This is a genomic window from Variovorax sp. DXTD-1, assembly GCF_003984625.1.
GTDB lineage: Bacteria > Pseudomonadota > Gammaproteobacteria > Burkholderiales > Burkholderiaceae_C > Variovorax.
This window is the reverse complement of record NZ_RWKH01000028.1, coordinates 1-17,686: the sequence shown is the minus strand read 5'-3', so window position 1 is coordinate 17,686 and position 17,686 is coordinate 1. Positions and strand designations below refer to the sequence as shown.

The 17,686-nt window shown below is 65.8% G+C and carries 17 protein-coding genes and 1 tRNA gene; 10 read left to right on the top strand and 8 right to left on the bottom strand.

Features of this window, described 5'->3' with window-relative positions; all coding sequences use genetic code 11:
• Positions 1-14 precede the first annotated feature (14 nt).
• Positions 15-662, bottom strand: coding sequence for an endonuclease III (gene nth, locus EJI00_RS22205; RefSeq protein ID WP_126749648.1), 648 nt, complete (start codon positions 660-662; stop codon positions 15-17).
• A 153-nt stretch (positions 663-815) separates the two neighbouring features.
• Between nth and EJI00_RS22200 the strand changes: the two genes are divergently transcribed.
• On the top strand, positions 816-2,003 hold the full coding sequence (locus EJI00_RS22200; RefSeq protein ID WP_126749647.1) for a PLP-dependent aminotransferase family protein: 1,188 nt from the start codon (positions 816-818) through the stop codon (positions 2,001-2,003).
• A gap of 4 nt (positions 2,004-2,007) precedes the next feature.
• Here EJI00_RS22200 and EJI00_RS22195 read toward each other — a convergent pair whose 3' ends face one another.
• On the bottom strand, positions 2,008-2,235 hold the full coding sequence (locus EJI00_RS22195; RefSeq protein WP_126749646.1) for a hypothetical protein: 228 nt from the start codon (positions 2,233-2,235) through the stop codon (positions 2,008-2,010).
• Between the two features lie 86 nt (positions 2,236-2,321).
• Here EJI00_RS22195 and EJI00_RS22190 point away from each other — a divergent pair, with 86 nt between their 5' ends.
• Positions 2,322-2,645, top strand: coding sequence for a DUF6172 family protein (locus tag EJI00_RS22190; RefSeq protein WP_126749645.1), 324 nt, complete (start codon positions 2,322-2,324; stop codon positions 2,643-2,645).
• A 206-nt stretch (positions 2,646-2,851) separates the two neighbouring features.
• On the opposite strand, the gene EJI00_RS22185 is transcribed toward EJI00_RS22190, so the two are convergent.
• Genes EJI00_RS22185 through mfd form a run of 3 tightly spaced genes read right to left on the bottom strand, consistent with a single transcriptional unit; the run spans position 2,852 to position 8,105 of the window.
• Positions 2,852-3,919, bottom strand: coding sequence for an Ldh family oxidoreductase (locus EJI00_RS22185; RefSeq protein WP_126749644.1), 1,068 nt, complete (start codon positions 3,917-3,919; stop codon positions 2,852-2,854).
• Positions 3,916-4,626, bottom strand: coding sequence for a phosphoserine phosphatase SerB (gene serB / locus EJI00_RS22180; RefSeq protein ID WP_126749643.1), 711 nt, complete (start codon positions 4,624-4,626; stop codon positions 3,916-3,918). Before serB ends, EJI00_RS22185 begins: the two co-directional genes overlap by 4 nt.
• Positions 4,623-8,105, bottom strand: coding sequence for a transcription-repair coupling factor (mfd, locus tag EJI00_RS22175; protein WP_126749642.1), 3,483 nt, complete (start codon positions 8,103-8,105; stop codon positions 4,623-4,625). Before mfd ends, serB begins: the two co-directional genes overlap by 4 nt.
• A 114-nt stretch (positions 8,106-8,219) precedes the next feature.
• On the opposite strand from mfd, the gene ispD reads away from it, so the two are divergent.
• The gene (gene ispD / locus EJI00_RS22170; protein WP_126749641.1) at positions 8,220-8,933 is read left to right on the top strand and encodes a 2-C-methyl-D-erythritol 4-phosphate cytidylyltransferase; all 714 of its coding nucleotides are present in this window, start codon (positions 8,220-8,222) and stop codon (positions 8,931-8,933) included.
• Positions 8,930-9,418: a 2-C-methyl-D-erythritol 2,4-cyclodiphosphate synthase gene (gene ispF / locus EJI00_RS22165; protein ID WP_126749640.1), complete on the top strand. Its 489-nt coding sequence runs from the start codon at positions 8,930-8,932 to the stop codon at positions 9,416-9,418. Before ispD ends, ispF begins: the two co-directional genes overlap by 4 nt.
• 12 nt (positions 9,419-9,430) lie before the next feature.
• Here ispF and EJI00_RS22160 read toward each other — a convergent pair whose 3' ends face one another.
• Positions 9,431-10,843, bottom strand: coding sequence for a sensor histidine kinase (locus EJI00_RS22160; RefSeq protein WP_126749639.1), 1,413 nt, complete (start codon positions 10,841-10,843; stop codon positions 9,431-9,433).
• A gap of 76 nt (positions 10,844-10,919) precedes the next feature.
• Positions 10,920-11,651: a two-component system response regulator OmpR gene (gene ompR / locus EJI00_RS22155; protein WP_126749638.1), complete on the bottom strand. Its 732-nt coding sequence runs from the start codon at positions 11,649-11,651 to the stop codon at positions 10,920-10,922.
• A 172-nt stretch (positions 11,652-11,823) separates the two neighbouring features.
• Here ompR and EJI00_RS22150 point away from each other — a divergent pair, with 172 nt between their 5' ends.
• Positions 11,824-12,180, top strand: coding sequence for a hypothetical protein (locus EJI00_RS22150; protein WP_126749637.1), 357 nt, complete (start codon positions 11,824-11,826; stop codon positions 12,178-12,180).
• Positions 12,181-12,233: 53 nt separating this feature from the next.
• The gene (locus EJI00_RS22145) at positions 12,234-12,944 is read left to right on the top strand and encodes an SIMPL domain-containing protein (RefSeq protein ID WP_126749636.1); all 711 of its coding nucleotides are present in this window, start codon (positions 12,234-12,236) and stop codon (positions 12,942-12,944) included.
• A 42-nt stretch (positions 12,945-12,986) separates the two neighbouring features.
• On the opposite strand, the gene EJI00_RS22140 is transcribed toward EJI00_RS22145, so the two are convergent.
• Positions 12,987-13,757, bottom strand: coding sequence for a 3-hydroxybutyrate dehydrogenase (locus EJI00_RS22140; RefSeq protein WP_126749635.1), 771 nt, complete (start codon positions 13,755-13,757; stop codon positions 12,987-12,989).
• 26 nt (positions 13,758-13,783) lie between these two features.
• Here EJI00_RS22140 and EJI00_RS22135 point away from each other — a divergent pair, with 26 nt between their 5' ends.
• The 4 genes from EJI00_RS22135 to EJI00_RS22120 form a co-directional block, all read left to right on the top strand.
• The gene (locus EJI00_RS22135) at positions 13,784-14,779 is read left to right on the top strand and encodes an alpha/beta fold hydrolase (RefSeq protein WP_126749634.1); all 996 of its coding nucleotides are present in this window, start codon (positions 13,784-13,786) and stop codon (positions 14,777-14,779) included.
• A gap of 58 nt (positions 14,780-14,837) precedes the next feature.
• Positions 14,838-17,027, top strand: a complete 2,190-nt coding sequence (locus EJI00_RS22130; RefSeq protein ID WP_260590819.1) for a RelA/SpoT family protein — start codon at positions 14,838-14,840, stop codon at positions 17,025-17,027.
• 48 nt (positions 17,028-17,075) lie between these two features.
• A tRNA-Val gene (locus tag EJI00_RS22125) sits at positions 17,076-17,152 on the top strand.
• A 169-nt stretch (positions 17,153-17,321) separates the two neighbouring features.
• Positions 17,322-17,686: hypothetical protein (locus EJI00_RS22120; RefSeq protein WP_260590817.1), on the top strand; the 365-nt coding region annotated here is incomplete at its 3' end.

Sequence of the window (17,686 nt, the reverse complement as noted above, 5' to 3'; positions counted from 1 at the left end):
GAAGCGAGCCGGCCTCAGGCCGATTTGGGCCGCGGGGTCTTCGGCTTGTAGTCGCAGTAGGGCGCCACCGCGCATTCCCAGCACTTTGGCATGCGCGCCACGCAGATGTAGCGCCCATGCAGGATGAGCCAGTGGTGCGCATGCAGCCGAAACTCGAAAGGCACGCGCTTCTCCAGCTTGAGCTCTACCTCGAGCGGCGTCTTGCCCGGCGCAAGCCCGGTGCGGTTGCTCACGCGAAAGATGTGCGTGTCCACGGCGATCGTTGCCTCGCCGAACGCCACGTTGAGCACCACGTTGGCGGTCTTGCGTCCGACACCCGGCAGCGCTTCGAGCTCGGCGCGCGTGCGCGGCGCTTCGCCGCCGTGCTGCTCCACAAGAATGCGGCAAGTCTCGATCAGGTGCTTGGCCTTGCTGCGGTAGAGCCCGATGGTCTTGATGTATTCCTCCAGCCCCTCCACGCCCAGCCTCAGGATGGCCTGCGGCGTGTTCGCCACCGGAAAGAGCTTGCGCGTGGCCTTGTTCACGCCCACGTCGGTCGCCTGCGCCGACAGCAGCACGGCGGCCAGCAACTCGAAGGGCGTGGCGTATTCAAGTTCGGTTTCAGGGGTCGGGTTGGCCGCCTGCAGGGTGGCGAAGAAGGGGGGGATATTGTCTTTTTTCATGGGACCTGGAAGCGCGGCGCTCGCCTGCCGTATGGGGGGCGGTATGGGGGCGGGCAGCGATAGTTGCAATATATCGTTGAAAGCCGATGGCCTTACGCAGCTTTATTGCCCACGGCTTTCGCCACAATAGCGCCTCAGAAAGTGAGACTTCCCATGCAATTCGCTTCCCGCCTCGACAACGTCGAAACCTCCGCCATCCGCGAACTCTTCAAGCTGCTGGGCAAGCCCGGCATCATCAGCTTTGCGGGCGGATTTCCCGACAGCGCCATGTTCGACGTCGAGGGCCTGAAGGAGGCGAGCCAGAAGGCGCTGACCGAAGAGCCCGGCGGCGCACTGCAATACGGTGCCACCGAGGGCTATGAGCCGCTGCGGACGCAACTCAGCGCCTTCATGAAGACCAAGGGCGTCGACGTGGACCCGAGCGGCCTCATCGTGACCACCGGCAGCCAGCAGGCGCTCGACCTGCTGGGCAAGACCATGATCTCGCCCGGCGACAAGGTGATCGTCGAAGGCCCGACCTTCCTGGCCACCATCCAGTGTTTTCGCCTGTACGGCGCGCAGCTCATCAGCGCGCCCATCGACGCCAACGGCGTGAAGACCGACGAGCTCGAAAAGCTCATTGCCGAGCACAAGCCCAAGTTCGTCTACCTGATTCCCACCTTCGGCAATCCGAGCGGCGCCATGCTGAGCCTGGAGCGCCGCAAGAAGGTGCTGGAGCTTGCCGTCAAGTACCAGACGCTGATCGTCGAGGACGACCCCTACGGCGACCTGTACTTCGGTGAGGCGCCGCCGCCTTCGATCATGGCGCTCAGCAAGGATGTGCCAGGCAGCCGCGAGCTGCTGGCGCATTGCGGCAGCCTGAGCAAGGTGTTGAGCCCGGGCCTTCGCATCGGCTGGATGATCGCGCCCGCCGAGCTGCTGGCCAAGGCCACCATGTGCAAGCAATTCAGCGATGCGCACACCAGCACCTTCTCGCAGGCCACGGCCGCGCAATACCTCAAGAGCGGCCGCATGCCCGCCACGCTGGCGCATGTGCGCGAGGTGTACGGCCAGCGGGCGCAGGCCATGGGCGCGGCGCTCAAGCGCGAATTGGGCGATGCGGTGAGCTTTACCCAGCCGCAGGGTGGCTTGTTCTTCTGGGCCCGCCTCACGGGTGCCAACGGCAAGCTGGCCGATGCAAGCGAACTGGCCAAGCGCGCCATCGAGCAGCTGGTGGCCTTTGTGCCGGGCGCACCGTTCTATGCGGAGAAGCCCGACCTGGCGACGCTGCGGTTTAGCTTTGCGACGGCGGATGTGGCGAAGATCGAAGAGGGCGTGAAGCGGCTTGGCCAGGCCCTGTAGATATTCAAGGAGAGCGATGCAGCCGCGGCGCTCCCAGCAGCGCCAGGTTGTCCTCGATGGCCGCATCCACGTTCGGATAGCGGCCTTTCATTTTCGATAGCGTCATGATGGTCTGGAGCGCCTTCAGGTCCTTGACCGAGGGGGCAACCTTGATCTGCGCGATGGCTGCCGACGCGTTGCCGCCGTTGACCAACGCCATTACCTTGCTTGCCCAGTCGTTTGCGCGCGCCATGTCTTCACCTGCTTTCCATTGAACCGCCGACTGTACACAGCCGCGCAGCCTGTCCGGCTGCTGCCGGCCATTGGTTACCATCACCCATGAGAAAAACCTTTCAGCTTCAGGTCGAGGGCAAGCACCCCGACCGCCTCCTCGAAGCCATCAAGCACGAGATTCGCAAGTACATCAAGCGTGAGCGCCGGCGCGTTCTGCCCGAGGGCGCGGACTTCTGGGACTTCGACTGCAAATTCGGCACCTCCGCGGAAACTGCCGAGGCCGTGCACCTTTCGGCGATCACGGGGCTGATCGACGGTGTCGTCAAAGAGGCGGGCAAGCAGTTCTATGTCGAGATCCTGGCCAAGCCGGGCAAGCGCGCGCCGCGTCCGGCCGGAGAGCGGGCGGAAGAGCCTCCCGAAGAAGACTGATTTCTGCGCGTCTTGGGTGATCGGGGCCACGCAGTTCAGGGTGCGTGCAAAGGCCACCGGGTACTCCCCTCCGCGAATGTCCCCCGCCTTCGGCTCCTCCTTTATTTCGCTGCGGGGAGCACCCGATGGCCTGTGCACCTGGACAGGCTGCTGGTGCGCCGCCCTGAACTGAACAGCGCAACGTCAAATAGATCGCAGACCGCTTCCTAGATCAGCGCCTGCGCGAGTTGCAGCCCGTAGCGCTGCTCTGCATCCTTCAGCGCACGCGCAATCGACGGGTGCAACTGCACCCCGTTCGTCGATTGGATTTCACGGCGCTTCAAGCCGCCTTCGCCGGGCAGGCGCACCGGTTTCGCCGGATCGATGGGCGCGTTGTTGCGGCACTGGGCCGCCACGTGGTCCATCTGGCGCAAGAAAGCCTCCTTGCCGCCGAACGCTTGCAGATCGTGCAGCGTGATGTGCACCGTCGCACCCCAGCCTTCGGGCGGATCGGCCCGGCCGTGGCCTGCGAGGCCGGCGGTCAGCGTTTCGACCAGCAATGCCATTCCATAACCCTTGTGGCCGTGGCTCAGCCCGCCGACCGGCAGCAGCGTGCCGGGCGGCTGGTCGAACAGCACCTGCGGGTTGTTCGTGGGCTTGCCGGCGGCGTCGATCAGCCATTCTCCGGCAAAAGTCTCGCCGGCCGCGCGCTTGCGGTTGCTCATGCCGTTGGTGGTGATGGAAGCCGAAATGTCGACCATCACGCCGCCTTGCGACAGCGGAAAGCCCATGGCCAGCGGATTGGGCGTGAACACCGCCTGCGTGCCGCCGAAAGGCGCGACGCTGGCCGTGTTGGGGTCGGAGCAGGCGAGCAGCATCAGCATGTCTTCCTGCAGCGCGCGCAGCATGTAGACGGCCAGGCAGGCGATGTGATGGCTGCGGCGGATCACGAGCGATGCAGTGCCGAGTTCGCGGGCACGCGGGAGCAGCATGTCCATGCCCTGGTCCATGAGCCAAGGGCCGGGCAGGCGCTTGCCGTCCCACAGCACGGCGGCGGGCCGATCAGACAGAACCTCCGGAGCGCCGTCCGGCGTCATGCCGCCGGATTCGATCTCTTTCACGTAGCCGGCCAGCAAGGCGAGGCCGTGCGTGTCGTGGCCCAGCAGGTCGCCTTCGACCAGGGTGCGGGCAACGCTGTCGGCCATCGAGGCGTCGAGGCCGGCCTTCTGCAGCAATGCGCTGCCGTAGTCCCTGAGTGCATCTGCACTGTAGAGCGGGGCGGTTGCGTCGGTCATTTCAGGATCTCCAGCACTCTGTCCAGGCCGCCCTCGTTGATGGCCACCATGGCTTGCTCGCGCACCTTCGGCTTGGCGTGGTAGGCCACGGAGAGGCCGGCCTCGCCCATCATCGGCAGGTCGTTGGCGCCGTCGCCCACGGCAATGGTCTCCTGCGGAGAAATGCCCATGAGCGACGCGACTTCGAGCAGCGTGCGGCGCTTCTCGGCGCCGTCGCAGATGTCGCCCCAGCTTTGCGTCACCACTTGGCCGGTGAGCTGGCCATCGGCTTCATCGAGCAGGTTGGAGCGTGCGAAGTCGATGCCCAGGCGGTCTTTCACCCGGTTGGCAAAGAACGTGAAGCCGCCCGACACCAGCAGCACCTTGAGCCCGGCCGCCTTGCAGGCCGCGACCAGCTCGGCTGCGCCCGGGTTGAGCTTCAGACGCTGGTCGTACACCTGCTGCAGCGCCTCGACCGGCACGCCCTTCAGCAGCGCCACGCGCCGCCGCAGGCTTTCCTTGAAGTCCTTGATCTCGCCGCGCATCGTGGCTTCGGTAATGGCCGCCACCTCGGCCTTCTTGCCCACGGCATCGGCAATCTCGTCGATGCACTCGATGTTGATCAGCGTCGAATCCATGTCGAACGCGATCAGCTTGAAGTCGGCAAGCTTCAGCGGCGGCTTCACGCGCTGAATGACGAGGCCGGGAGAAATTTCTGTAGCGCTCATGCGGGGGCGGTTTCCTTGACGATGGGTTGGCCGAGGCTGCGCAGTACGTCGCGCACCATCTGTGCGCGGTCCTTCGGCTCTTTCAGTTCGCGCTCGATGCGCAGCTTTTCGTTGCCGGCGAGCTTGATGTGTTTGTTCTTCTGGATCAGGTGGATGATGGCCATCGAATCGACCGGCGGATCTTTCTTGAAGGTGATGTGGATCACACCGGGTGCCGCATCGACCTTGACCACGCCGTACGGCCTTGCGAGCACGCGCAGCCGATGCGTGTCGATGAGCGTCTGCGCCTGCGGAGGCAGCTTGCCGAACCGGTCGACGATTTCTTCCAGCAGCGTGTCGATCTGCTCTGGAGTCTTGGCGGTGGCCAGCTTCTTGTAGAAGGAGAGGCGCAGGTGCACGTCGCCGCAGTAGTCGTCGGGCAAGAGAGCGGGCGCGTGCAGGTTGATCTCGGTGGTGACCGACAGCGGCGACAGCAGGTCGGGCTCCTGCCCGGCCTTGAGCGCACGCACGGCTTCGCTCAGCATCTCGTTGTAGAGCTGGAAGCCGATCTCCATCATGTTGCCGCTCTGGTTCTCGCCCAGCACTTCGCCGGTGCCGCGAATCTCCAGGTCGTGCATGGCCAGGTAGAAGCCGGAGCCCAGTTCTTCCATCTGCTGGATGGCGTCGAGCCGCTGGGCCGCTTGCTTGGTCAGACCCTCGGTGTCGGGCACCATCAGGTAGGCATAGGCCTGATGGTGCGAGCGCCCGACGCGGCCGCGCAGCTGGTGCAGCTGCGCGAGGCCGAACTTGTCGGCGCGGCTCATCACGATGGTGTTGGCGGTCGGCACGTCGATGCCGGTCTCGATGATGGTCGAGCACAAGAGCAGGTTGTAGCGCTGCGCCACGAAGTCGCGCATCACGCGCTCCAGCTCGCGTTCGGGCATCTGGCCGTGGGCCACGGCAATGCGCGCTTCCGGAAGAATCTCTTCGAGCTTCTGGCGCCGGTTCTCGATGGTCTCGACCTCGTTGTGCAGGAAATACACCTGCCCGCCGCGCTTCAGTTCGCGCAGCACGGCTTCGCGGATCACGCCGGTGCCCTCGTTGCGCACGAAGGTCTTGATGGCCAGGCGCCGCTGCGGCGCGGTGGCAATCACGCTCAGGTCACGCAGGCCTTCGAGAGCCATGCCCAGCGTGCGCGGAATCGGCGTGGCGGTGAGGGTGAGCACGTCGACCTCGGCGCGCATCGCCTTCATCGCTTCTTTATGGCGCACGCCGAAACGGTGCTCCTCGTCGATGATGAGCAGGCCCAGGTTCTTGAACTTGACCGATTGCGAGAGCAGCTTGTGCGTGCCGACCACGATGTCGACCGTGCCTTCAGCCAGGCCCTTGGCCGCCGCGGTGATTTCCTTGGCCGAACGGAAGCGGCTCATTTCCGCCACCTTGACCGGCCACTTGGCGAAGCGGTCGACCAGCGTCTGGTAGTGCTGCTCGGCCAGCAGCGTGGTGGGCGCGAGAAACGCCACCTGCTTGCCGCCGGTGATGGCGATGAACGCGGCGCGCAGCGCCACCTCGGTCTTGCCGAAGCCCACGTCGCCGCAGACCAGGCGGTCCATCGGCTGCGGCGAGATCATGTCCTGCACCACGGCATGGATCGCGGCCTTCTGGTCGGCTGTTTCCTGAAAACCGAAGTCGTTGGCGAACACCTCGTAATCGGCGGCCGAATAGCGGAAGGCGTGGCCTTGCCGGGCGGCCCGGCGCGCGTAGATGTTGAGCAGCTCGGCAGCGGAGTCGCGCACCTGCTCGGCAGCCTTGCGCTTGGCCTTTTCCCATTGGCCGGAGCCCAGCTTGTGCAGCGGGGCCTCGTCGGCACTCACGCCGGTGTAGCGGCTGATCTGGTGCAACTGCGAAACGGGCACGTAGAGCGTGGCCTTGTCGGCGTATTCCAGGTGCAGCATTTCCTGCAGCAGCGGCTTGCCTTCGGCATCGACGCCCTGGCCCAGGTCCATGTGGATGAGGCCGCGATAGCGGCCGATGCCGTGGGCCGTGTGGACCACCGGGTCGCCGACATTGAGCTCGGACAGATCCTTGATCAGCGCCTCGACGTCGCTGACCTGTTCCTGCTTCTTGTTGCGGCGGCGGGTGGTGGGCGCGGTCGCGAAGAGCTCGGTTTCGGTGACGAGGTCGATGCCCTGTTCGCGCCACGCGAAGCCCGAGGCCAGCGCGGCGGTGGCGATGCCGATCTTCTCGTCGGCGGAGGCCTCGAACTCGGCCAGCGAGTCGAAGGCCGGCGGGCTCACGCCGCTGGCACGAAGAAAGTCGAGCAGGCTTTCGCGCCGGCCTTCGCTTTCGGCAATCAGCAGCACCCGGTGCGGGGTTGCCTTGATGTGGGCCTTGAGGCCGACGAGCGGATCTTCGGCCCCGCGCACCACCGCGAACGGCGGGAGCCTGTCGAATTCCGCATACGGCGTTTCGGCGGCGATGTCGCCTCGGATGGCGAGCTGCGCATGCGGCTTGGCGCGTTGGTAGAACTGCTCGGCATTGAGAAACAGCGCCTCGGGCGGCAGCGCCGGCCGCTCGGGGTCGCCGCGCACCAGTCGGTAGCGCTCGTTGGTGTCTTGCCAGAAATGCTGGAACGCGGGTTCGAGATCGCCGTGCAGCACCACGGTGGCGTCGGGACCGAAGTAGTCGAACACCGTGGCCGTCTCGTCGAAGAACAGCGGCAGGTAGTACTCGATGCCGGCGGTGGCCACGCCGTTGCCCATGTCCTTGTAGATGCGGCTCTTGGTCGGGTCTCCCTCGAGCAGCTCGCGCCAGCGGCTTCTAAAGCGCGCGCGGGCGTCGTCGTCCATCGGGAACTCGCGGCCCGGCAGCAGCCGCACCTCGGGCACGGGATAAAGGCTGCGCTGGGTGTCGGGGTCGAAGGTGCGGATCGAGTCGATCTCGTCGTCGAACAGGTCGACGCGGTAGGGCACGAGCGAGCCCATGGGAAACAGGTCGATGAGGCCGCCGCGCACCGCGTACTCGCCGGGGCTCACCACCTGCGTCACGTGGCTGTAGCCGGCCAGCGTGAGCTGGGCCTTGAGCTTCGATTCCTCGAGCTTCTGCTTGGCCTTGAAGTGAAAGGTGTAGCCGGCCAGGAAGGCGGGCGGCGCCAGCCGGTAGAGCGCTGTGGTGGCGGGCACTAGCACCACGTCGGCTTCTTTCTGGCTGATGCGCCAGAGCGTGGCGAGCCGCTCGCTGATCAGGTCCTGGTGGGGCGAAAAGCTGTCGTAGGGCAGCGTTTCCCAATCGGGGAAGAGGGCGCAGCGCAGCTCCGGCGCGAAGAACGCCATTTCGTCGATCAGGCGCTGGGCATCGTTGGCGTCCGCCGTGAACACCGCGGTGGCGCGGCCCGCTGCCTTCTCGCGCATGCCCAGTTGCGCCAGCAGCAAGGCATCGGCCGACAGAGGAGGACGCGGCAGCGTGAATCGCTTGCCCGCCGTGAGGAGGGGGAGGTCCATGGAACGCTTTGAAAATGCAGAACACCCCGCGCCGCTGGCGAGGGGTGTGAGACGGTCGATTCTAGAATGGCGGTCCCTTATTCGCTTGGCGGCCGTTGGCCGGTGCCAAACCTCATGTCTTCCTCCCGACTTTTCGTGCTGATTCCTTGTGCCGGTTTCGGCCACCGTGCGGGTGGCGCGCAGCCCAAGCAATACCAGCGGCTGGCGGGGACATCGATGGTGGCCCACACGGTGGAGGCTTTCCGCGCGCTGGCGGGCCGCTTTGCCGGCCTGGCGGTGGTGGTGTCGCCGGATGACCGCGACGTGCAGGCGGCGCTGCCGCGCTTTCCGGCAACGGGCGAGTTCCTGCTGCAGGTGGGTGGCGTGACGCGCGCGGCCACGGTGCGCAATGGTCTCGCGGCGCTGCGGCAGAGGGGCGCCGGGGCGCACGACTGGGTGCTGGTGCACGATGCGGCGCGCTGTCTCGTCACGTCGAGCCAGATCGAGGCGCTGATTGCGGCCTGCGAACACGATGCCGTCGGCGGGTTGCTGGCGCATCGGCTGGCAGACACGCTGAAAGTATCTTCGGGCGACAGCCGGGTCTCGCAAACGCTGCCGCGCGCCGACAAGTGGCTGGCCCAGACGCCGCAGATGTTCCGCATCGGCATGCTGCTCGATGCGCTGGAGCGGGCGGGCGATGCGGTGACGGACGAAGCCGGCGCCATCGAGGCCGTCGGCCTTTCGCCGCTGCTGGTGCCGGGCAGCGCGCAGAATTTCAAGGTGACTTTTCCCGAAGACTTTGTGCTGGCCGAAGCGGTTCTGCTCGGCCGCAAGAAGGCCGCGGCATGACAGCGCCATTCAATATTCGCGTCGGCGAGGGGTGGGATGTTCACCAGCTCGTGGCGGGGCGCAAGCTGATTCTGGGCGGCGTCGAGGTGCCACACACCACCGGCCTGCTGGGGCATTCGGATGCCGACGTGCTGCTGCATGCCATTACCGATGCGTTGTTCGGCGCGGCGGGCCTGGGCGACATCGGCCGGCATTTCCCCGATACCGACGCGCAGTTTCGCGGCGCCGATTCCGCTGTGCTGCTGGGCGAAGCGGCACGCCGCGTGCGCGCCGCGGGCTGGGAAATCGGCAATGTCGACAGCACGGTGATCGCGCAGGCGCCCAAGCTGGCGCCGCATATTCCGGCAATGTGCCAACGTATTGCGCAGACGCTGGGGCTCGCGACCGATCAGGTCAATGTGAAGGCCAAGACGGCCGAAAAGCTCGGCCCGGTCGGCGAGGGCCGGGCGATGGAAGCCCGCGCGGTGGTGCTGCTTCACCGCTGAACCTCCGGTGAATCACGCCCGTCGACCGGGCGCTTCCGCAGGTTTTTGCACCGCCGGCATGGCGCGCGGCATGCGGATGTGTGCCGCAAGGCCGCGTCCCGGCGTGCTGGTGAGCGCGAAGGTGCCGCCCATGCGCTCGATGTTCTTGGCGACGATCGACAGGCCGAGGCCGGCGCCGGCCGCCGAGGTGCGCGCCACGTCGCCCCGGAAGAAGGGCTTGGTCAGCTGCGAGAGCAGGGCGGGCTCGACGCCCGCGCCGTGGTCCCGCACCTTGATCAGCACCGCATCGTTGTTGGCTTGTGCCTGGATCACCACGTCGGCCACGCCGGTGGAAGGCGTCTTGCCGTAGCGCCGGGCGTTTTCCACCAGGTTGGAGATCACGCGGGTGAGCTCGACCTCGTCGCCCATCACGCGCAGGTCGGGCGGCACGTCGACCCGGATGTTCATTTCTTCGTAGTCCTGCACGGCATAGGTGCAGGCATCGACCACGTCGCGCAGGAGCACGGGCTTGGGATCGACATGGTCGGGGCGCGCGTAGTCGAGAAACTTGTCGATGATGGCGTCGAGCTGGGCGATGTCGGCCGCCATGTGGTCGCGCGCGTCTTCGTCGGCCACGCTCATCTCGGTTTCGAGCCGCAGGCGCGCCAGCGGCGTGCGCAGGTCGTGCGAGATGCCGGCCAGCATGATGGCGCGGTCCTGCTCGATCTTGGCGAGCTGGTCGGCCATGCGGTTGAAGCCGATGTTCACCGCGCGGATCTCGTTGGTGCGGGCACGCTCGTCGAGCCGGTGCGCCTCGTATTCGCCTTCGCGCACCTGCATGGTGGCGCGCGAAAGCTGCTTGAGGGGCAGGTTGATCAGCCGGGTGATCAGCGCCGCGCCGGCCAGCGAGAGCGCCATGGCCGTGCTGAGCCACACCAGCCAGGTGCGGCCGCCCACGCGGCTGAAGCGGGTCGGGTCGAGCAGCAGCCAGTAGGCGTCGCTCTCGATGGTGAAGCCGATCCACAGGCCCGGCTCGTCGTTGACGCGGCTGGCCACGGTGGTGCCCTCGCCGAGCTGGTCGATCAACTCTTCGGTCACCCGCTGGTCGAGTGCGCCGCTGGTGTAGGGCTGAAACCGGTCGTTGGGCTCGCGCGGGAGGATGCGCACGCCTTCCTGGTCGGCCAGCGTCTTGATGAGCGACACCCGCGTGATCGCGTCCGAATACACCAGCGCCGCGCGCGTGAGGTTCACGAGCGAGGCGATCTGGTGCGCGGTCTGGATGGCGCGTGGCTCGTATTCGAGCGAGCGAAAAGTCTGCAGCCAGGCAACCGTACAGCCGATCAGCAGCAGTGCGAGCAGGAAGAATGTGCGCCAGAAAAGGCTGAAGCCGAGCTTCAGGCCCGGTCGCCGGTCACGCTGGCCGGTGCCCTCGAGAGGGCTGGGCATCGTGACCTGGGCGCCGTCCTCCTGGGCTGGGCTGGGTCTGGCGGATTGCAGGCCGATGGCCACCTCTGAACGTCGATCAGGCCGCGCCGTCCGGCACGAACACGTAGCCTACGCCCCACACCGTCTGAATGTAGCGGGGCGCCGCGGCGTCGGCTTCGACCAGCTTGCGCAGGCGCGAGATCTGCACGTCGAGGCTGCGGTCGAAGGGCTCGAACTCGCGGCCGCGGGCCAACTGGGCGAGCTTTTCGCGCGACAGCGGCTGGCGCGGATGGCGCACCAGTGCCTTCAGCATCGCGAATTCGCCGGTGGTCAGCGAAAGCTCCTCGCCGTCCTTCTTGAGCGTGCGCGAACCGAGGTCGAACGCAAACGGCCCGAAGGTCACGGTTTCGTTCTCGGTGGAAGGGGCGCCCGGTGCCTCGAGCGGCGGACGGCGGCGCAGCACCGCGTGCACGCGGGCCAGCAGTTCGCGGGGGTTGAAGGGCTTGCCAAGGTAGTCGTCGGCGCCGACCTCGAGGCCGACGATGCGGTCGACGTCTTCGCCCTTGGCGGTGAGCATGATGATCGGCGTGCGGTCGTTGGCGGCGCGAAGGCGTCGGCAGACCGAAAGGCCGTCTTCGCCGGGCATCATCAGGTCGAGCACGATCAGGTCGACCGTGTCGCGCAGCAGGATGCGGTTGAGCGCCTTGCCGTCCTCGGCCACGATCACTTCGAAACCTTCCTGGGTCAGGTAGCGGCGAAGCAGGTCGCGGATGCGGGCGTCGTCGTCGACGATCACGATCTTGTCAGTGCGAGCGGGAACTTGAGTCATTTCTACAACGTTGAATTTGTAACAGCGCCGATTCTGAAGGCGTTAGGCCCTCGTTGAGCCGGTTTTACTTATGGTTTGACACTAAGTTACAAAACTTGCGGTCGCTCGCTGTCTAGTCATCCGACGTTAGCGCGGCGGTGGCAAAGTCCATTTCATTGATGACTTTCGTTCAATGAGAACTCTTCTTTCCGCGTTTCCGATCATCGTTGCCTGCGGCTGTGGCCCTGCCTTGGCTGTGGCCGGCGACTTTCTCAAAGTTGGCGACCTGCGCCGGAGCGAAGTGCGCGAAGCGGTTGCCGCCCACCGTGCGGCCCAACGCGACGAGATTCGGCGGGAAGAGGCCGCCGCCGGCCGGCGCCTCACGGCGGCCGAGCTCTTCGAATTGCGGCAGCAGGTGCGAAGGCAGTGGACGCCCCCCGGCACCCCCCCGCGGCCGAATTCGGCAGAATCGCAGCCGGCCGAGCGAATCGCGCCGGCGCCGATTTCGGCCAGCCGCGCGCTGACCTTGCCACGCAGCCAGCGCCGCTGAGGCGACGCGGCGCGTTTTGGCGTCTTGAGTACCAATCCAGGGAGTATCTCGTCTTGAAAAAAATCAAACTGATCGCGGCTTGCGTCGCGTTGGCCGCGGCTGGGGCCGCAAGCACCGCCATGGCCCAGAACATGGCCGCCCCGCCGCAGAACGTGCTGCAGCTCACCGCCTCGGGCACGGTCGAAGTGCAGCAGGATCTGCTGAGCATGACGCTCACCACCACGCGCGACGCCACCGACGCCGCCACTGTTCAGTCGCAGCTCAAGGCCGTGGTGGACGCAGCACTGGCCGAAGCGAAGAAGAACGCCCAGCCTGGCCAGCTCGATGTGCGCACGGGCAACTTCAGCCTGTCGCCGCGCTACACGCGCGAAGGCAAGATCAACGGCTGGCAGGGCTCCGCTGAAATGGTGCTCGAGGGCCGCGACTTTCCGCGCATCACCCAGACCGCGGGGCGCATCACCACGCTCAACGTTGGCAATGTGGGCTTTGCACTGAGCCGCGAGCAGCGCGCCAAGAGCGAGACCGAGGCTCAGACGATCGCCATCGAGAACTTCAAGCAGAAGGCCACCGAACTGGCCAAGGGCTTCGGCTTCGGGGGCTACACGCTGCGCGAAGTCTCGGTGAACGCGAACGACAACGGCCCGATCCGGCCGCGCGTCATGGCGGCATCCGCCAAGTCTTTTTCCGCCGATGCGCCGGTTCCGGTGGAAGCCGGGAAAACCAGCGTGGTCGTGAACGTGTCGGGGTCGGTGCAGCTCAAATAAGGAGAAGCAAGCGCGGCCGGCGCGCCGGCCGCTTCGCGCTGATCACTGGGCCGTCCAGCCGCCGTCCATTTGCCAGGCCACGCCGCGCACCTGGTCGGCGGCGGGCGAGCACAGGAATACTGCCAGGCCGCCGAGCTGCTCGACCGTAGTGAATTGCAGCGAAGGCTGCTTTTCTCCCAGCAGCTCGTTTTGCGCCTGCTTGGCCGAGATGCCTTCGCGCGCGGCGCGGTCGTCGATCTGCTTTTGCACCAGCTGGGTCAGCACCCAGCCCGGGCAGATTGCATTGCTGGTGATGCCGGTGGTCGCGGTTTCGAGCGCAACCGACTTGGTGAAGCCGACGATGCCGTGCTTGGCCGCCACGTAGGCCGACTTCTGCGCCGAGGCGACCAGCCCGTGGGCCGACGCCACGTTGACGATGCGCCCCCAGTTGGCTTCGCGCATGGCCGGAATTGCAAGCCGTGTCGTATGGAACGCGCTGGTAAGGTTGATTGCGATGATCGCGTCCCAAAGTTCGGGCGGAAAGTCTTCGACCTTTGCCACGTGCTGGATGCCGGCATTGTTCACGAGGATGTCGACGCGGCCGAACCTGGCCGCGGCGAACTTCATCATGTCTTCGATCTGGTCGGGCTTGCTCATGTCGGCGCCGTGGTATTCGGCGCGCACGCCGAGCGCCTCGATCTGCGACTTGGGAGCCTCGGCATCGCCAAAGCCGTTGAGCACGATGTGTGCGCCTTGCTGTGCAAGTGCCTTGGCAATGGCAAAGCCAATGCCGCTGGTGGACCCCGTGACAAGCGCGGTTTTGCCTTTGAGCATGAAGATCAATCTCCGGATGAATTAGGATGCGACGAGACCATTATCCGCACCAGGACGACTTCGTTTTCATGACCGACCCTACGCTTCATCACGTGGCGTGCGAGGACGCCCAGGGCGGCCATCGCATGGCCTATTGGCAATGGGGCGATGCGCGCAGTGCGCATGTGGTGATGTGCGTGCACGGGCTCACGCGGCAAGGGCGCGATTTCGACGTGCTGGCCCAGGCTATCGTGGCGCGCGCCGGCGGCAATGTGCGCGTGGTCTGTCCCGATGTTGCGGGGCGCGGCCGGAGCGACTGGCTGCGCGACCCGGCGCTTTACCAGGTGCCCGTCTATGCGGCCGACATGCTGGCGCTGGTGGCGCAGCTGCACCGCCAACAGCCGATCGATACCTTCGACTATCTGGGTACCAGCATGGGCGGGCTGATCGGCTTTGTGCTGGCGGGCCACAAGCAATTGCCGCTGGCCAGGCCGATACGCCGCTTCATCGTGAACGACGTCGGCCCGACGATCGAAGCCAGGGCCCTTCAGCGCATTGGCGCCTACGTGGGGCAGGGCGGCCGCTACGGCAGCGTGCAGCAGGCAGCCGACGCCATGTGGTCGATCTCGACCACTTTCGGCCCGCACACGCCGGCTCAATGGCTTGCCTTGTCGCAGCACATGGTGGTGCCGGCATCGCAGCGCACGGCCGACGGGTCGGGCAAGCTCGAAGCCGGCAACGACGACGGTGCAGGCCCCTGGGTGCTTCACTACGATCCGGCCATTGCCGTGGCGCTGCGCGCCATCACGCCCGAGGCTGCGGCCCAGGGCGGCGGTGTGATGTGGAGCCTTTACGACGCCATCGACGCGCGCACGCTCGTGACCCGCGGCGCCCAGTCGGATCTGCTCTCGCGCGAAACGGCCCTGGCCATGACCGAGTGCGGCCCGTGCGCAAAGCTGATCGAGTTCGAAGGCGTGGGCCATGCACCGACCTTCATCGACCCTGCGCAGGTCTCCGCCGTCACATCCTTCCTGTTCGATTGAGGCCCACGTGAAGCGCGAGTCTTCCAGCCTTCAAACGGCAAACACGTCCGACGCGTTCATGGTGGACTATCCCTTGTCCGCCGCAACGGCCGATCGCACCCCGGTCATGGAGAACATGCTCGCGCGCGCGCGGGCGTTTGCCGAACCGCTGATTGCCGACGAAAAGCTCGATACCGGCGAAAACACGCTGGCGCACGCCGATGCGGTTGCGGCCATCGTCGCGAAGATGGGCGGCTCCGAGGCCATGCAGGCCGCGAGCTACCTGGTGTACGCCTGCCAGCACCTCAACCGCCCGCAGGAAGTGATCGCCAAGGTGTTCGGCGACAACTTTGCGGCGCTGGCGGTGGAAACCACCAAGCTGGTTCGCGTGCAGGAACAGGCGCGGTCGGCGTCGCAGGGCCATCATCTGTCCGAAGGCGCGGGCGCACAGACCGAGAACGTGCGCAAGATGCTGCTCGCGTTTTCGCGCGACCTGCGCGTGGTGATGCTGCGCCTGGCTTCGCGGCTGCAGACCTTGCGGCATGCCGCGGCCAGCAAGCAGCCTGCGCCCGAGAGCGTGGCGCGCGAATCGCTGCAGGTGTTTGCGCCGCTGGCCAATCGCCTGGGTATCTGGCAGGTGAAGTGGGAGATCGAAGATCTCTCGTTCCGCTTCCTGGAGCCCGAAACCTACAAGCTGATTGCGCGCCTTCTCGATGAGAAACGCGTCGAGCGCGAAGGCCACGTCGAGCAGTTGCGTTCGCAGCTCGAACGCGAGCTGCAGGCCGAAGGCGTGCGCGCAACGGTGCAGGGCCGGCCGAAGAACATCTACAGCATCGTCAAGAAGATGCGCGGCAAGTCGCTCGACTTTGCGCAGGTCTTCGACATCCTCGCGCTGCGCGTGGTGGTGCCCGACGTGAAGGACTGCTACGCGGCGCTGGCGTGGGTACACTCGCACTTCCTGCCAATCGACGAAGAGTTCGACGACTACATCGCGCGGCCAAAGCCCAACGGATACCAGTCGCTGCACACCGTGGTGCGCGAGGTGGTCGACGGCAAGCCCGGCAAGCCGATCGAGATCCAGATCCGCACGGAAGAAATGCATGACCATGCCGAACACGGCGTGGCGGCGCACTGGGCCTACAAGGAAGCGGGGCACAAGGGCTATGCGGGCGTCTGGGCGAGCGGGGAATACGACGCGAAGATTGCCGTGCTGCGGCAGCTGCTGGCGTGGGAGCGCGATCTTTCGGGTGGCTCGCAGGGCCAGGGTCTCTTCGACGATCGCATCTATGTATTGACGCCGGACGCGGCCATTGTCGAACTGCCGCAGGGCGCGACACCGGTCGACTTTGCCTACACGGTGCATACCACGCTCGGCCACCGGTGTCGCGGTGCGCGCGTCGATGGGGCGATGGTGCCGCTGAATACGCCGCTCTCCAATGGGCAGACGGTCGAGATCATCGCGGCCAAGGAGGGCGGTCCTTCGCGGGATTGGCTCAACGCCGAACTGGGCTACCTTGCAAGCCACCGTGCCCGCGCGAAGGTGCGCGCATGGTTCAACGCGCAGATCACGCACGAAACCGTGGCGCGCGGGCGCGAGGCCGTCGAGAAGCTGCTGCAGCGCGAAGGCAAGACCTCCACGCGGCTGGAAGACCTGGCTTCGCAGCTGGGGTTCAAGTCGGCGGACCATCTGTTCGAAGTCGTGGGCAAGGACGAGTTTTCGCTGCGCAACATCGAGATGCTGCTGCGTCCGCCGGAGCCTGCGCCCAACCCCGACGACGGCGTGCAGCTCAAGAAGCCGCGCGCGAGCGAAAAGTCCGGCAAGGGCGGCGTGCTGGTGGTGGGCGTGTCTTCATTGATGACGCAGCTGGCCAAGTGCTGCAAGCCCGCGCCGCCCGATGCCATCAGCGGATTCGTGACGCGTGGCCACGGCGTGAGCGTCCATCGCACCGACTGCAGCAACTTCCGGATGATGGCTTCGCGCGACGGCGAGCGCGTGATCGATGTCGAGTGGGGCGCTGCCAAGGGCGGCGAAGCACCGATGTATGCGGTCGACGTGGCCGTGGAAGCGGCCGACCGCCAGGGCTTGCTGCGCGATATCTCCGATGTGTTCGCACGAGAGAAGATGAACGTGATCGGCGTGCAGACCCAATCGGTGAAGGGCACGGCGTGGATGACCTTCACTGTGGAAATCTCCGATGCGGCGCGGCTCGCGCAGGTGCTTGGCGTGGTTACCGCTATTGCCGGCGTGCGATCTGCACGTCGTCGCTAAAAAGCGCGTTTTCTCCTGCTACAATAGCTGCTTCTCGGACACATCCTTAGGCGCGTAGCTCAGCTGGTTAGAGCACCACCTTGACATGGTGGGGGTCGTTGGTTCGAGTCCAATCGCGCCTACCAATTTCTGTTTCAACTTCCGGCCAACCACCGGGTCTGTTGAACAGAGCTTTCACCGGGTTCCCCGGTGTCTCAATCGTCCTTGCGGTAAGCAGACAAAGACCATGGCCATGTTGTTGTGCTACCTTGGCCGCTCTGCAAACCTTTTCCAAATTTCTTGATAAGCGATCTGATGAATACGCGATCAACGCTGGTTGATCGGGCTCATGCCGAGTTGCGCCTGGCCGCATTGCTCCGGCAAGCCCCCATTGAATTTGCGCGTGCGGTCTACGGCATCAACGACCACGCGAGCGGCCGTACCGACACCATGGCAGCGCGCGAAATTGCACGTGCCCTGCAGCAGGGCATTGCGGTGACGCAGGAGCGTGCCGAACAGCGCTCCCGCGCCTACTTGCCCACGGCCGGCCATGAGCACTGCCCGCGTTGCTGGGTGGTGTACGGCCACAAGAGCCCCCTGCGTTTTCGGGAGGCAACCGCGGAGCGCCCCGAGAGCGCCGGCTGCAATGCCTGCGGCGCCGAATACGCGACAACACTGGC